This is a genomic window from Nocardiopsis ganjiahuensis DSM 45031 (assembly GCF_000341085.1).
In the GTDB taxonomy this organism is placed as follows: domain Bacteria; phylum Actinomycetota; class Actinomycetes; order Streptosporangiales; family Streptosporangiaceae; genus Nocardiopsis; species Nocardiopsis ganjiahuensis.
On the sequence record NZ_ANBA01000005.1, the window covers coordinates 1 to 15,247 of the forward strand.

Annotated in this window: 13 protein-coding genes; 5 read left to right on the top strand and 8 right to left on the bottom strand. The window is 71.4% G+C overall.

The features are described 5' to 3' along the window. Together D458_RS32985 and D458_RS0105260 are read left to right on the top strand one after the other, a co-directional pair. A partial coding sequence (locus tag D458_RS32985) for an HNH endonuclease signature motif containing protein (protein WP_017585677.1) occupies positions 1–961 on the top strand: 961 nt, incomplete at its 5' end. An 856-nt stretch (positions 962–1,817) separates the two neighbouring features. Next, positions 1,818–2,150, top strand: a complete 333-nt coding sequence (locus tag D458_RS0105260) for a glyoxalase superfamily protein (protein ID WP_239647892.1) — start codon at positions 1,818–1,820, stop codon at positions 2,148–2,150. 25 nt (positions 2,151–2,175) lie between these two features. Here the strand turns inward: D458_RS0105260 and ptsP are convergent, their stop codons facing one another. The 6 genes from ptsP to D458_RS0105290 all read right to left on the bottom strand — a co-directional run bounded on the left by ptsP (position 2,176) and on the right by D458_RS0105290 (position 8,061). Next, positions 2,176–3,909, bottom strand: coding sequence for a phosphoenolpyruvate--protein phosphotransferase (gene ptsP / locus D458_RS0105265; RefSeq protein WP_017585679.1), 1,734 nt, complete (start codon positions 3,907–3,909; stop codon positions 2,176–2,178). Positions 3,910–4,134: 225 nt separating this feature from the next. After that, positions 4,135–5,175 carry a zinc-dependent dehydrogenase gene (locus D458_RS0105270; protein WP_017585680.1) on the bottom strand — a complete coding sequence of 347 codons (1,041 nt, stop codon included), beginning with the start codon at positions 5,173–5,175 and terminating at the stop codon, positions 4,135–4,137. Between the two features lie 80 nt (positions 5,176–5,255). After that, positions 5,256–5,696, bottom strand: coding sequence for a PTS sugar transporter subunit IIA (locus tag D458_RS0105275; RefSeq protein WP_017585681.1), 441 nt, complete (start codon positions 5,694–5,696; stop codon positions 5,256–5,258). Continuing rightward, complete coding sequence (locus D458_RS0105280) at positions 5,686–5,994, bottom strand: PTS lactose transporter subunit IIB (protein WP_017585682.1); 309 nt, start codon at positions 5,992–5,994, stop codon at positions 5,686–5,688. The genes D458_RS0105275 and D458_RS0105280 overlap by 11 nt, the downstream gene beginning before the upstream one ends. Before the next feature lie 107 nt (positions 5,995–6,101). Beyond that, positions 6,102–7,220, bottom strand: a complete 1,119-nt coding sequence (mtlA, locus tag D458_RS0105285; protein ID WP_017585683.1) for a PTS mannitol transporter subunit IICB — start codon at positions 7,218–7,220, stop codon at positions 6,102–6,104. A 79-nt stretch (positions 7,221–7,299) separates the two neighbouring features. Beyond that, the gene (locus D458_RS0105290) at positions 7,300–8,061 is read right to left on the bottom strand and encodes a DeoR/GlpR family DNA-binding transcription regulator (RefSeq protein WP_017585684.1); all 762 of its coding nucleotides are present in this window, start codon (positions 8,059–8,061) and stop codon (positions 7,300–7,302) included. A gap of 328 nt (positions 8,062–8,389) precedes the next feature. On the opposite strand from D458_RS0105290, the gene pfkB reads away from it, so the two are divergent. After that, positions 8,390–9,331 (top strand): 1-phosphofructokinase, encoded by a 942-nt coding sequence (pfkB, locus tag D458_RS0105295; RefSeq protein ID WP_017585685.1) that lies wholly within the window; start codon positions 8,390–8,392, stop codon positions 9,329–9,331. 88 nt (positions 9,332–9,419) lie between these two features. Then, complete coding sequence (locus tag D458_RS0105300; protein WP_017585686.1) at positions 9,420–9,689, top strand: HPr family phosphocarrier protein; 270 nt, start codon at positions 9,420–9,422, stop codon at positions 9,687–9,689. 60 nt (positions 9,690–9,749) lie between these two features. Here D458_RS0105300 and D458_RS0105305 read toward each other — a convergent pair whose 3' ends face one another. Together D458_RS0105305 and D458_RS0105310 are read right to left on the bottom strand one after the other, a co-directional pair. After that, positions 9,750–11,372, bottom strand: coding sequence for an AMP-binding protein (locus D458_RS0105305; RefSeq protein WP_017585687.1), 1,623 nt, complete (start codon positions 11,370–11,372; stop codon positions 9,750–9,752). Between the two features lie 148 nt (positions 11,373–11,520). Then, on the bottom strand, positions 11,521–12,276 hold the full coding sequence (locus D458_RS0105310; protein WP_017585688.1) for an SDR family oxidoreductase: 756 nt from the start codon (positions 12,274–12,276) through the stop codon (positions 11,521–11,523). A 325-nt stretch (positions 12,277–12,601) separates the two neighbouring features. On the opposite strand from D458_RS0105310, the gene D458_RS0105315 reads away from it, so the two are divergent. Further along, the gene (locus D458_RS0105315) at positions 12,602–15,238 is read left to right on the top strand and encodes a PEP/pyruvate-binding domain-containing protein (protein ID WP_026119021.1); all 2,637 of its coding nucleotides are present in this window, start codon (positions 12,602–12,604) and stop codon (positions 15,236–15,238) included. Positions 15,239–15,247 lie beyond the last annotated feature (9 nt).

The following is a 15,247-nucleotide window of genomic DNA, read 5'->3' on the forward strand; positions in this document are numbered from 1 at the left end:
ACCGGCGATGTCGGCCCAGCAGATGGCCCAACTCGGTGTCCAGCTGGCCCACGAATACCACCCCGACCTGGCCGAGGAACGCCACCGCAAGGCCCACGCCTCCCGGCGTGCGGATCTGACCCGCGGGTTCGAGGGCACCTGCTACTTCCACGCCCAGGGGCCCGACGCCGACGCCGAGCTCATCGACAAGGCCCTGACCGCCTTCACCAAACCGCATGAGGCGAACAAGCCCGAGGTGTCCAGGGCCGAGCGGACCTATGACGCCTTCATCGCGATGGTCAAGTCCGCCCTGGGCCACCAGGAATGCACCAAACCACCGGGGCCGCTGGCGATGATCAACATCACCGTGCCCCTGGACGTGTTCAACGGCCAGCGCCAGAATCAGGCCCGGGAGCAGAGCCAGGGCCCGGCCCAGAACGGGCAGAACCAGGCTGGCAGCCCGCAGAGCGGACCCATGGGGACTCCCCCTGCCCCCGACGGGCAGGGGGCGAGCTATGCCGCCACCCAGGACGGGCAGGTGCTGGCCTTCGAGGCCCTGCAGGACCTGGCCCCCGACAGTGTGCTGCGGCGGGTGATCATCGACCCCACCTCCGGCAAGCCCCTGGACGTGGGACGCGGGATGCGCAACGCCCCCGAGCAGGTGCGGGTGGTGGCCCACCACGGCCGCACCACCTGCGCCTGGGACCAGGGCTGCGATGTGCCCATCAGTGACACCGAAGCCGACCACATCCGCTCCTACTCACGGGGCGGAACCACCAGCGCCGACAACATCCAACCCCTGTGCTCCACCCACAACCGGCTCAAATGGCGGCGCGAGAAGAACCCCCACCGGCAGGTATGGCAAGGCCGCACAGCCCACCGCACACCCGGCACGAACCAGCGCCCAGAGCCAAAAACAGGTACCGACCCACCCCCAGATCCATCCCCACCTCCGGAACCGGACCCGCACCCCCGGGAATGACCCGCGCACCCCACAGCAGCAGGGGCCCGCCCTCTACCCCCGCACGCCCAAAACCTAGAACCCAGGGCCCCAACCCCGCCGCCCTCGAACCCCGATCGCAGAGGAAGGAGACCGACCGTGAACACGACCGCACCCACCACCCCGAACCCCACCGCCCCCGGCCTCACCACCGCTGCCGCAGTTCCGCTGGAACGCTTGACCAGCCGCGACACGAGAAACGTTCCGCGCAGAGCGGGGGAGCCCTCCTCCCTCGCCGCCGCAGTTCCGCTGGAACGCTTGACCAGCCGTGACACGAGAAACGTTGACCGCCGAGCAGGGGAGACCGCTTCCCTCGCCGCCGCTTTTCGTCCAAGACCATGACCAGCCGCGACACGAGAAACGTTCCGCGCCGGCCTGGGGAGCCCGCTGCCCTCGCCGCCGCTTTTCGCCCAGGACCATGACCAGCCGCGACACGAGAAGCGTTGACCGCCGAGCAGAGGAAGGGGTGGGCCCGGCCAAAGGCCGGTCCCACCGGGACCCCACCCCCCACCCCCACTCCCCCGTTCCTCGACAGCCGCCAACCTGCTGTCGCGGCGAGACGGGTCAAGGTGGAGCGCCTTCCCGGACGGAGCCTCCACCGCGACGACCTTGAGGCGCGCAGCGCAGACGGCCACAGCCAAAAGCGGCGAGGAGGAGGTCTACTCGGGGTTCTCCACATCACCTTGCCCCCGGACGGGTGCTGGTCGCCCAAGTACTCAGGGGAAGCAAGTCCAGAGCCTGTTGATACAGGCCCGAGGCCGGAAGAACCGGAAGGACCAGAAAGACCGGAAGAACCCGTAGAACCCGCAGAACCGGAAGAGCTGTAAGAGCTGTAAGCATGGTGGCCATGAATGAGCAAGCAGTCCCGATCCTGCGTGTAGCCGACGCCGCTCTCGCTGTTCGCTGGTACGAACGGCTCGGCTTCACTCAGGTATGGGAACACCGCTTCGAACCGGGTTTCCCGGCCTTTGTCGAGGTCGCCCGTGGGGCAGTGTCACTCTTCCTGTCCGAACACACCGGCGATGCCAACCCGGACACCCTGGTGTATCTGCGGGTACGGGACGTCGACACGATCGCCACCGAGTTCGACGTGACCGTGGAAGAGGCGCCCTGGGGACGCGAGATCGAGCTGAGCGACCCCGACGGCAACCGGCTGAGGATCGGTAGCTGAGCCGGCCGGGAACCCGCCTCGGGGTTCAGAGGTTGGCGACCTCCGGGTGGGCTGCTCCTCTCACGACCTCGCGGGAGCGCTCCGGGATGTCCGCTGCCAGAGCCAGTTCGGCCAGGCCACGGCAGTCGGCCTTGGTGTGGCGGGCCAGGGCGTAGCGGACCGCGGGGAGGGCGGGCGGAGCCGTGGACAGGCTGTTCACGCCCAGGCCGACGAGGACCAGGGCGAGCAGCGGGTCGGCCGCAGCCTCTCCACAGACCCCTACGGAACGGCTGGATTTCGCCCCTGCGCTGCCGACCCTGTCGATCAGGCTGAGCAGCGCGGGCTGCCAGGGGTCGAGCAGATCCGGCAGGGAACCGAGGGTTCGGTCGGCGGCCATCGTGTACTGGGCGAGGTCGTTGGTACCGATGGACACGAAGTCCACGTACTTCAGCAGCCGGTCCGCGAGCAAGGCGGCGGCAGGCACCTCGACCATCACACCGACCTCGGTGGCGGTGGAACCGCCCAGGCCCGCGGTACGGGCCAGCGCGGCGAACTCCTCGGCTTCGGCGGAGGTGGACACCATCGGTGCCATCACGCGGACCTTCGCCTTGTGGTCGGTGGCGTCGGCGGCGGCAGCGATGGCGGTGAGCTGGTCGGAGAGCAGGTTCGGGTGCACACGTGCGGTTCGGAAGCCACGTACTCCGAGGGCCGGGTTGTCCTCCGGCCCGGTCGCGGCGAAGGCCAGGGGTTTGTCCGATCCGGCGTCGAGGGTCCGCACGGTGACGGTCCGGCCGGCGAAGGCACGGAACAGCCGGGTGTAGGCCTCGGTCTGTTCGATGATCGTCGGCGGTTCGGCGCGGTCCAGGAAGAGGAACTCGGTGCGCAGCAGGCCGATGCCCTCGCTGTCGTGCGCGGCTGCCTCGTCGGGGTCGCCCTCACCGGCGTTGAGCAGGAGTGACACGGGGACACCGTCGGCGGTCCGGCCCGGCCCGGAGCTGGCGGAGAGCACGGCGCGGCGGTGCTCGGCGCGTTGGCGGAGCTGTTCTGCGGCTTCGGGGGCGGGGTCGACCTCGACGGTGCCCGTGTCACCGTTGACCGCGACGAGGACGCCGTCGGCCAGTTCCTCCGCCCCGGTGCAGCCGACCACGGCGGGCAGGCCGAGTGAACGGGCCAGGATCACGGTGTGGCTGGTGGGACCGCCCAGGCGGGTGACGATGGCCCGTACCCGGGTGGTGTCGAGGCGGACGGTGTCCGCGGGCGCCAGGTCATCGGCGACCAGCACGTGCTCGTGTCCGGGGTCGGGCAGCCCGGGCATGGGCAGGCCGAGGAGAACCGCGACGGTGCGGTCCCGGATGTCGGCGAGGTCGGCGGCACGCTCGGCGAGGTAGCCTCCGGCCGCGAGGAGGAGGTCCTGGTAGCGGCCGCAGGCGTCCCGCACCGCCCAGGCGGCGGCCCGACCGTCACGGATCCCCTCCTCGACCTGCCGCCGCAGTTCGGGGTCGCGTGCCATGAGCGCCTGGGCGTTGAGCACCGCGGCGCCCTCGCCGTCCAGGTCGGCGGCCCGCCCCTCCAGGTCCGTGGCCACACTCTCCAACGCGTCGCGCGCGGCCGCCTGCTCCGCCGGGGTGTCGACGACCTCGGGCTCGCGCTCGGGAAGCGAGGGCGGAGCGGCCATCCGGGCGACCGGTGCAACGGCCCCGCCGGGACCGGCCGCGATGCCCTTCAGCACGGGTGCGGGGGCGTCGTCGGTGGGGGTCGGGGCGGGTTCCGTCTGCTCCATGGCTGCTCTCCTGTGGCGGCTTCGGGGTCTGCGGTGGGTCGGGCTGAGGGGGCTGGGCATGGCGATGCCGGCGGGGTTCCGGGGCCCCCGATAGGTCAAGCCAACCCCGGATCGGGCCGCAGTGCCAGAGGGAAGCCCGGATCTGTGGACAACCGGGCCCGTGGACCGCTCATGACCACCGGTGATGGTCCGGAGCGGTCGCCCCCCGGTTCACGGCCCGCACGGTCAGGGCTGGATGGTCACCTTGACGGCGGTGCCCGAGGCTACGGTCTCGATCGCCTTGTGGACGTCGGACAGGGCCATCCTCTCGGTGATGAGGTCGGCGACCGGCACCTCGCCCGAGGCGATGAGTTCGAGAGCGCGCTTGTTGTGCGCGGGGCTGGAACCGTTGGCGCCGAAGATCGAGATCTCCTTGTAGTGCACGACGTTGGCGTCCAGCTGGATGATCGGCGCGTCCTTGGGCAGCCCGCCGAAGAAGCTGATCCGGCCGCTGCGCGCCACCATCTTGAGCGCGTCCTCCTGGGCCCGGCCGGAGGCGGCGGCCGTGATGACCACGTCGGCGCCCCGATCGCCGGTCAGGCGCAGGACCTCGGCGACCGCGTCGGTCTCCTCACCGCAGATCGCGGCGTCCGGCTCCACGAGGGCGGCGGACATGTCCAGGCGGCCCCGGTTCAGGTCCACCAGGTACACCTTGGCCGCGCCCTTGGCCCGGGCCAGGCGCACGTGCAGGCATCCGATGGGGCCGGCGCCCATGACCACCACGGTGTCGCCCTCGCCGACCCGGGCGATCTCCTGGCCGTTGAGCACGCAGGCCAGGGGCTCGGCCACCGAGGCCTCGGCGAGGTCGATGTTGTCGGGCACCCGGTTGACGCCGTCGACGGCCAGGACCGCCTCGGGGATGATCATGTACTCGGCGAACCCGCCGTCGTAGTGGTAGCCCATGGACTCCTGGTTGGAGCAGACCGTGAACCGGCCGTCGGCGCACTCGACGCACGTGCCGCAGGGGATGGCCGCGATGACCTGGACCCGGTCGCCCTCGGCCCAGCCGTCGACGCCCTCGCCGATCTCGACGATCCGACCCGCGATCTCGTGCCCGATCACCCGGGGCGGGCGGATGTGGTGGTGGCCGTGGCGGGAGATCTTCACGTCGGTGCCGCAGGTGGAGCAGTTGGCGACGGCGATCTTGAGCTGCCCCGGTCCGGGGGTGGGCTCGGGTGCCTGCTCCAGGCGGATGTCACCTGGGGCGTAGAAGCGGGCGACGAGCATGTTCGGGCCTTTCTGGTGGGGCTGGTCGGGACGGGGTTCTCCGCCCCGACCCGCGCCGGTGGTGTGGTGTGGGTGTGGGTTCAGTCGGTCGCGGGTGCGAGGAGTTCGAGGACGTCGTCGACACCGGTGGCGGTGCGCAGGCGGGCCGCGCGCTCGGGGTCGGTGAGGACCCCGGCCAGTGAGGACAGGACTCGGAGGTGTTCGTCGCCGGAGGCGGCGATGCCGATGGCGACGTGCACGGTGGGCCCGCCCCAGTCGACCCCCGCCGGGAACTGGACGACCGCCAGGGCGGTCCGCTTGACCAGCGCCCGGGAGGCGTCGGTGCCGTGCGGGATGGCGACGCCCTCACCCACGAAGGTGGGGATGGAGGCCTCGCGTTCGTGCATGGCGGGCACGTACCCGGGTTCGACGGCGCCGAGCTCCACGAGCAGGGCTCCGCACTGGTCGATGGCGTCGGCTCGGTCGCGGGCGCTGCCGCCGAGCCGCACGGACTCGGGGGTGAGGGTCAGGTCAGTCGGCAAGGGTGCCACCGTCCCTGATCGCCGCTTCCACCTGGGCGAAGACGGGGTCGCCGAGGAACATCTGGAAGCCCACGACGACGGTGTCCTTGACGCGGTGGCGGGCCCGGTCGACCAGGCCGCTGTGGCACAGGACGAGGTCGGCGTCCTCGGGGATGCGGTCGACCGGCGAGTGCTCGACACCGACCCCGTACGGGGACAGGGTCTTCTTGAGTTGTGAGGTGAGCAGGACACTGCTGCCCATCCCGGCGTCGCAGGCGACGACGACCTTCTTGACGGCGGAGCCTTCGATGGAGGCCATGGGTGCTTCTCCCGGTTCTGTGGTGCTGCGCTGGTGTTCGTGGGCGTCACCCGCCCGCCTGGGCCGCCGTCCGGCCGGGTCCCTCTCCGGCCGGACGGCGGGGCTGGTTACTCGCCCTTGTCGGCCGCGGCGTTCTCCTCCTCCTCGGCCCGGGCGGTCTCGCGTTCGGCCTCGCGTTCGGCCTTGCGCTCGGCCCGGCCGAAGCCGAGGAGCAGTGAGGCGACGACGAACGAGACGACGGTTCCGACGGCGACGCCGGCCAGGACTCCGAGGTGGTCACCGCGCGGGGTGACGGCCATGAGGGCGATGATGCTGCCGGGGGCCGGGGTCGCGAGGAGTCCGACGTTGAAGACGAGGAACGTGGTCACCCCGGACATACCGCCGGCGATCGCCGCAAGGATGAGTTTGGGCTGGGCGAGGATGTACGGGAAGTAGATCTCGTGAATGCCGCCGAAAAAGTGGATGATGATCGCACCGGGGGCGGTGGCCCTGCTGAGCTTGGGGCCGAACAGCATGCAGGCCACGAGGATGCCCAGACCCGGGCCGGGGCTGGTCTCGATGAGGAACTCGATCGCCTTGCCCTGTTCGGACACCCGGGCGACGCCGAGGGGCCCGAGGACGCCGTGGTTGATGGCGTTGTTGAGGAACAGGACCTTGGCGGGCTCGACGATGAGCGACACCACCGGCAGCAGCGACATGTCGATGAGGAACTGCACGCCCCGGCCGAGCCAGCCCGCGATCGCGGTGACCACCGGGCCGATGGCGTAGAGCCCGACGATCGCCATGCCGCCGCCGAGGATCCCGGCGCTGAAGTTGTTGACCAGCATCTCGAAACCGCTGGGGGTGCGGGGCTGGACGAGCTTGTCGAACTGCTTGATCAGGTAGGCGCCGAGGGGGCCGGCGATCATCGCGCCGAGGAACATCGGGATGTCCGCGGAGACGATCACACCGATGGTGGCGATGGCGCCGACCACGCCGCCGCGCTTGTCGTAGATGAGGTATCCGCCGGTGTAGCCGATCAGCAGCGGCAGCAGGAAGGTGATCATCGGACCCACCAGCTCGGCCATCTGCTCGTTGGGCCACCAGCCGTCGGGGATGAACAGGGCCGTGATGAGGCCCCAGGCGATGAACGCGCCGATGTTGGGCATCACCATGCTCGCCAGGAAACCGCCGAAGCGCTGGACTCCGGAACGGACTGAGACGAGTCTGCCTTGCTGGGTGGACATGGGGGGAACCTCCTGGGAGGTCCGGCGGGCGGTCAGCCGCGGCCGGGGGTGGGATGGGGATGGAGCGCGGACGCCCTGGCTAGACGGCCCGGACCGTGAGTCCGGTCGCCTCCAGTTCGTCCGCGAGCCCGTCGGCGAGACCGTTGTCGGTGATGACCAGGTCGAGGTCCTCGACAGCGGCGAAACGGGCGAAGTAGTCGTTGCCGACCTTGGTGTGGTCAGCGAGCAGCACGGCGCGCCGGGAGGAGGCGATCATGGCCCGCTTGACCTCGGCCTCGGCCGGGTCCGGGGTGGTCAGACCGCGTTCGACGGACACGCCGTTGGTGGCCATGAAGGCCACGTCGACGAAGCACTCGGCGAGGGCCCGCAGGGCCCAGGAGTCGACGCTGGCCTGGGTCCTGGTACGCAGGCGACCACCGAGCAGCATGAGGTTGATGTTGGTCCGGGGAGTGAGCGTGAGAGCTATGGAGAGGGAATTGGTGACGACCGTGAGCTCGCGGTCCGTGGGCAGCTGTTCGGCCAGGCGCCCGGTGGTGGAACCCGCGTCCAGGAGGATGGCGCCCTCGTCCGGCAGTTCGGCGAGTGCGGCCTTGGCGATCCGCTCCTTCTCCTGGGTCATGACGGAGTCACGCACGTTGAGCGCGGGCTCGAAGCCCAGCCGCTCGACGGGGATCGCGCCACCGTGGACCCTGCGCAGGACTCCGTGCCGCTCGAGAGCGGTGAGGTCGCGGCGGATGGTCTCGTAGGTGACGTCGAACTCCGAGGCGAGCCCCGTGACGTCGACCCGGCCGTCGTGGCGGGCGCGTTCGAGGATCACCTTCTGGCGTTCTTCCGCGTACATGTTGGATCACCTGTGTTTCGGTGTGGTTTTCGGTGAGTTTAATCGTGTTGCCTGGGACACACAAGGGGTATCCACACCCAATATCCCAGCAAACCCGCCTCGGCCGCCATCAGGGGGATCATCCCACCGTCCGCTACTGTGACCAGGTGGACTCGGGCTCAGACCACACCCTCGAGCACCTCGACCACGCCCCTCCCGACACCGGCAACACCATTGACACACACAGACAAACACACATAATCAAATACAGAACCACACCACGGCCGAGCCGCAGCACGGCAGAGCCACCTCCGGACCGGGCGCGTCACACCCCTCGAAAAGAGCACCCATGATCCTGACCCTCACCCCGAACCCGAGCGTCGACCACACCCTTGAGGTCGACGGCCTCGTCCGAGGCGAGGTCCTCCGGGTGCACGCGACCCGCTCCCAGGCGGGCGGCAAGGGTGTCAACGTCGCCCGTGCGCTGCTCGGCGCCGGCGTCACCACCCGGGCCGTCCTCCCGGTCGGCGGTGGCGGCGGCGCCGAGCTGATCACCCTCCTCGGCGACCTGCCCCGCGTCACCGTGCCCATCGACGGCGAGACGCGCGGCAACATCGCCGTCACCGAGTCCGACGGCACCACCACCAAGCTGAACGCCGCCGGCCCCGCCCTCTCCCCCGCCGAGATCAAGGCCCTGCTCGACGCTGTGGAGGACGAGCTCTCCCAGTCACCCGACTGGGTGGTGGCCAGCGGCAGCCTGCCCGCCGGGGTCCCCGACGACCTGTACGTACGCGTGGCCCGGCTGGCCGCCGCCTACGGGGTCCCCCTCGCCCTGGACACCTCGGGCGCACCGCTGGCAGCCGCCGCCGGAGCGGGTTCGATCGCACTGCTCAAACCCAACCACGAGGAACTGGCCGCGCTGGTCGACCGGGCACTGCCCACCGTCGGCGCCGTCACCGAGGCGGCCCGCGAGGTCCTCAGCTGGGGCAACGGGGCGGCGCTGGTCACCCTCGGCGGTCACGGGGCGCTGCTCGTCACCGAGCAGAACGTGCTTTGGGCGCGCGGGCCCCGGGTACGCACCCGGAGTACCGTGGGCGCGGGCGACTGCGCGCTCGCGGGTTTCCTCTCCCGGGAGGACACCCCGCAGGAGCGTCTCCGCCAGGCAGTGGCCTGGGGGACCGCAGCTGTCGCCCTGCCCGGAACGACCGTCCCCACCCCCGACGACGTGGCCACCGACGGCGTCAGCCAGGCGACCGAACCCGACCCCCTGTGGCGGATCGAGGAACTGTGAACGCCGACGCCACCACCGCCACCCGTCACCGCCCGACGTGACCGGGGCCGGACCGACCGGCCCCGACCGACACCCTCCAAGGACTGACATGCCCGAGCGCACCGTTGTCATCGGCTCCCTCCTCGGCCTGCACGCCCGGCCCGCGACCCTGTTCGTCCAGGCCGTCAACGAGACCGGACTGCCCGTGAAGGTCTCCCGTACCGGCCACGACCCCGTGGACGCCCGCAGTGTGCTCGCGGTGATGGCGATGGGGGCCGCCCACGGCGAGACCGTCACGCTGACCTGTGAGGAGGAGGGTTCGGAGGCGGCTCTGGACGGGCTCGTGGAGATGCTCGGCAAGGAGCTCGACCCCAAGTAGGCGCGAGCCGGGCGGGGCGGCCCGACACGGGCCCGCCCCGCCTCCGCCGACGGGCCGTCCTCAGCCGAGCAGGCGGACGGCCTCCTCGCGCATCTGGACCTTGCGGACCTTGCCGGTGACCGTCATCGGGAACTCGTCCACCACGTGCACGTAACGCGGGATCTTGTAGTGCGCGATCCGGCCCTCGCAGAAGGAGCGCAGCTTCTCCGCGGTGAAGGGCTCGACCCCGTCGCGCATCCGCACCCACACCATGAGCTCCTCGCCGTAGCGTTCGTCCGGAACCCCGATGACCTGCGCGTCCAGCAGGTCGGGGTGGGTGTACAGCAGTTCCTCGATCTCGCGCGGGTAGATGTTCTCACCGCCGCGGATCACCATGTCCTTGATCCGGCCGGTGATGCTCACGTAGCCGTCGCCGTCCATGACGGCGAGGTCGCCGGTGTGCATCCAGCGGCCCGTGTCGATCGCCTCGGCCGTCTTGTCCGGCTGCTTCCAGTAGCCGAGCATCACCGAGTAGCCCCGGGTGCACAGCTCACCGGGGGTGCCGCGCGGGACGGTGACCCCGGAACCGGGATCGACGATCTTCACCTCCAGGTGCGGGCCGACCCTGCCGACGGTGGACACCCTGCGCTCCACGGAGTCGTCCCGCCTGGTCTGGGTGCTGACCGGGGAGGTCTCGGTCATCCCGTAACAGATGGAGACCTCGGCCATCCCCATCCGGTCGATGACCTGGCGCATCACCTCGACCGGGCACGGTGACCCGGCCATGATGCCGGTGCGCAGGGTGGACAGGTCGTAGGAGTCGAAGCCGGGCAGCGCGAGTTCGGCGATGAACATGGCGGGCACCCCGTACAGCGAGGTGCAGCCCTCGGCCTGGACGGCGTCGAGCGCTGCGGCCGGGTCGAAGCCCGGGCCGGGGATGACCATGCACGCACCGTGGCTGGTGGCGGCCAGGTTCCCCATCACCATTCCGAAGCAGTGGTAGAAGGGCACGGGGATCGCGATTCGGTCGGCCTCGGTGTATCCCAGCAGCTCACCGACGGAGTAGCCGTTGTTGAGGATGTTGTGGTGGGAGAGGGTCGCGCCCTTGGGGAAGCCGGTCGTGCCGGAGGTGTACTGGATGTTGATCGGGTCGTCCGGGGAGAGGGCGGCCTCGGCCTCGGCCAACCGCTCCGGATCTCCCTGGTCCCCCGCCGCGAGCAGGGAGTCCCAGGCGGGGCCGTCGAAGAGGACCACCTCTCGCAGTTCTGGGCACTTCCCGCGCACCTCCTCGATCATCCCCGCGTAGTCGGAGGTCTTGAACGAGGGCGCGGCGACCAGGACCGAGACGCCCGCCTGGTTGAGCACGTACTCCAGCTCGTGAGTGCGGTAGGCGGGGTTGATGTTCACCATCACCGCCCCGATGCGCGCGGTCGCGTACTGCACGAAGGTCCACTCGGCCCGGTTCGGCGCCCATATCCCGACGCGGTCGCCCTTGGCCACACCGAGGTCGAGCAGCCCCAGGGCCACCCGCTCCACCTCGGCGCCGAAGGCCCGGTAGGTGAGCCGGAGTCCGGAGGCCCGGTCGACCAGGGCGTCCCGGTCGGGGTGCGCGGCGACCGTGCGGGCGAGGTTGACGCCGATGGTGTCGCCGAGCAGCGGGGTCGTCGAGGTGCCGGAGGCGTAGCTGGGGTGGGAAACGTTCACACTCAAGTCCGGGCTCCTAGCCGTGCGAGACAGTGGTCCCCGCGGCCGGGTGCGGCGTGGCACCGCCCTCCGGCCGTGTGGCCCAGGTCACCCCTATCACGCGACCCGGGCCACTGGAAAGCCCTCCGCGACACCCCCGGACCGCCGCCTACTCCTTGACGCGGTGGATCTTGTGCTGGGCGGCCTGGGCGCGCGGGCGGACGACCAGCAGGTCGATGTTGACGTGCGGGGGCCGGGTGACCGCCCACACGATGGTGTCGGCGACGTCCTCGGCGCTCAGCGGGTCGGGGACCCCCTCGTACACGGCCTCCGCGCGGTCGGCGTCACCGCGCAGGCGGTTGAGGGAGAACTCCTCCGTCTTGACCATGCCGGGGGCGACCTCCAGCACCCGGACCGGTTCCCCGCACAGTTCGAGCCGCAGGGTGGCGGCCAGCGTGTGGGCACCGTGCTTGGCGGCCACGTAACCGCCGCCGCCCTCGTAGACCCCGTGCCCGGCCACGGAGGAGACGACCAGGACGGTTCCGTCTCCGCCGGCGATGAGCTCGGGCAGCAGCGCCTGGGTCATGTTGAGCACGCCCAGGACGTTGACCTCGTACATCCGCCGCCAGTCGCCGGGGTCGCCTTCGGCGACGGTCTCGGTGCCGATCGCGCCGCCCGCGTTGTTCACCAGTACGTCGCAGGGACCCAGGGCCTTGGCGAAGGCGTCGACCGCGTCGCGGTCGGTGACGTCGAGGACCTGGGCCCGGGCCGAGTGGCCGCTCCTGGTGATCTCCTCGGCCAGCGCCTCGATCCGGTCGGCGCGGCGGGCGACCAGGACCACGTCGTAGCCCTCGGCTGCGAGCCCGCGCGCGGTGGCGGCACCGATCCCGCTGCTGGCTCCGGTGACGACCGCGGTCGCTGTCATGTGGTTCCTCCCAAGGTCAGGTGTCGCTCGAGCGTATCCAGGCGCGCGATCCCGGACCCCGCCGGAGGGCCCTCGAGGAGAAAGGCCCAGGGGATCGGGGATGCTCCTGGGGACACCTGGACCCCCTTCGTTGGAAACGTTGCGTTTTCTATGGAGACGGCCTAGCATTTTAGGAAACTCGGCGTTCTCTAACGATGGGAGGCGGAGCCCGGTGGTTGACGGCGGTGGCGTGGAGACGGCACAGCCCGGGCAGGCCCGTGGCCCTCGCCCTGCCGGCCCTGCCGCTGCGCGCCGGGGCGCAGACCGAACCCGACCGGGAGAACCGATGAACCCCACCGCTGTCCTGCGCACCCCGTCCGTCGCCCCGCTGAACGCCTTCGGCGCCGGCGACCTGTCCACCGTCGGCGGCAAGGCCGCCAATCTGGGCGAACTGCTGCGCGCCGGGCTTCCGGTGCCCGAGGGCTTCGTGGTGACCACCGGGGCCTACGCCGAGGCCGCAGAGTCCGTCGGCCTGCCGGAGCTGATCGCTGCGATGGAGGAGTCGACGGCGGAGAGCGGCCCGGAAGAGGGCGACCCGGGGAGGAGCGGCTGGGCAGCAGGAGCCCGGGACCAGGGCACCGGAGCCGGCACGGGCAGGCGGCTCGGACCCGCGGACCTGCGTGCCGCGGTGGCGGGCGCCGTGGTCCCCGAGGAGCTGCGCGACCGCATCGTCGCCGCCTACGAGCGGCTGGGCGGGGACGTTCCGGTGGCGGTGCGCTCCAGCGCCACCGCGGAGGACCTGCCCGGCGCCGCCTTCGCCGGACAGCAGGACACCTGTCTCAATGTGGTCGGTGCCGAGGCCGTGGTGGACGCGGTCCGCCGCTGCTGGGCCTCGCTGTGGACCGACCGGGCGGTGGCCTACCGCCGGGAGCGGTCGGTGGACCAGGCCGAGGTCCGGATCGCCGTCGTCGTACAGGTGATGGTCGACTCCGAGGTGGCCGGGGTGATGTTCACCGCCGACCCGGTGAGCGGAGCGCGGGACCGGATCGTCGTGGACGCCGGGGCCGGTCTCGGCGAGGCGGTGGTGTCCGGTCTGGTCACGCCCGACCACTACCTGCTGGACGAGCGCGGTCGGCTCCTGGAGTGGACGCCCGGACGCGGTGAGGTGGTCATCCGCCCGGTCGGGGGCGGCGGGGTCCGCCACGAGGGGCCGTCCGAGGCGCGGACGGGGTCGGAGCCCGGCAGCGGTGCGGGTGCGCGGAGGGCGCTGCTCTCCGAAGGGCAGCTGACCGTCCTGGCCGCGCACGCGCGGACCGTGGCCGAACACTTCGGGCGGCCCCAGGACATCGAGTGGGCGCTCTCCGACCAGCGGTTCCGCATCGTGCAGGCCCGGCCGATGACCGCGCTGCCACCGCCCTCCACGCCGCTCAACCGGCGCCAGCGGCTCCAGGGGGCGATCCTCACCGAGTACCTGCCGGTCCGGCCCTACCCCATGGACGTGAGCACCTGGCTGGGGCGCGGCCCCGCCGAGATGATGCGGGAGATCACCGAGTACTACGGCCTGGCGGGTGCCTTCCAGGACTACCTGCGCGAGGAGGACGGTGTGGTCGTCCAGATCGTGCCGCCCTCCCCGCACCCCGTGCCGCGTACCCTCCTCACCCCCTGGAAGCTGGCCCGCAAGGCCCGCCGGTTCCGTCCGGCGGACTGGGCCGACGACCCCAGGGCGGCGGCCTTCCTCGCCGAGGTCGACGCTCTGGACGCCCTGGACCTGCCCGCCCTGCCCTGGGACGAGCTGCTCGGGGTGCCCGAGCGGGCGCTGCGGTTGCTGGATCCCTGCCGGGACCTGCGGATCGACTACCTGCCCGGGAGCGGTCTGGCCCTCGCCCGGATGGCGCTGGCCACCGGGGTCCTGGGCCGCCGGAACCTGCTCGCCGACCTGCTGGGCGGGGCCCGTACCCGGACCGAGGACTCCAACGAGGCGCTGCGGGAGCTGGCCGACCGGGTCCGCGCCACACCCGAGCTGCACCGGCTGTTCACCGAACGGGAGCCGGCCGGGATCCTGGCCGCGCTGAGGGAGGGGGCGGGTACGGGGACAGAGGGTTTCCGTACCGAGCTGGACTCCTTCCTGCGCGAGTACGGGCGGCGGGAGACCGCGTCCCCGCTGCTGGTCAGCCCGCCGACCCTGGCCGAGTCACCCGAGGTCGTCGTGGGACTGGTGCGTTCCCTGCTCGCCCGGGGCGAAGCGCCGGAGGACACCGCCTCGCGCTCCGCGCAGGCTCTGGACCGGCTGCTCGAACACCCGCTGCTGCGCGGGCGCCGCGCCCGGGCCCGGATCGAGCGGTGGCTGCGGGCCGCACAGAGCGGTGTGGCCTTCCGCGAGGACACCCACTTCCACTTCACCGCGATGCTGCCGGCCCTGCGCCGGTCCCTGCTGGAGATCGGCGCACGGCTCCGGCGGGCCGGTGTGCTGGAGGAGGCCTTCGACGTCTTCCACCTGAGGTTGGAGGAGGTGCTCGAGGTCGGGGACGTCACCGCGGTACCCGCCGATCAAGCCGGGCGGCTGCGCTCCCTGGCCCGGGACCGGGCTGCCAAACGCGCCGAGCTGGCCGGGGTCCCGATGATCGACCCGGCCCGGGTCTTCCCGCGCGGGGACACCGGTGACGCCCTGGTCACGGGGTCTCCCGCCTGTTCCGGCAGGGTGAGCGGACCGGTCCGGATCATCCGCGGGGCCGAGGACTTCCACCGGCTGCGGGAGGGTGACGTCCTGGTCTGCCCCTACACCAACCCGGCGTGGACCCCGCTGTTCCAGCGGGCCGCGGCAGTGGTGGTGGATTCGGGGGCGGTCGCCTCGCACGCCGCGATCGTGGCCCGCGAGTACGGCATCCCGGCGGTGATGGGCACCGGGAACGGTACGGCCGTCCTCGCCGACGGGGAGGCCGTGACCGTGGACGGCGGCACCGGCCGCGTGAGCAGAGATTCGTAGGATGCGAAC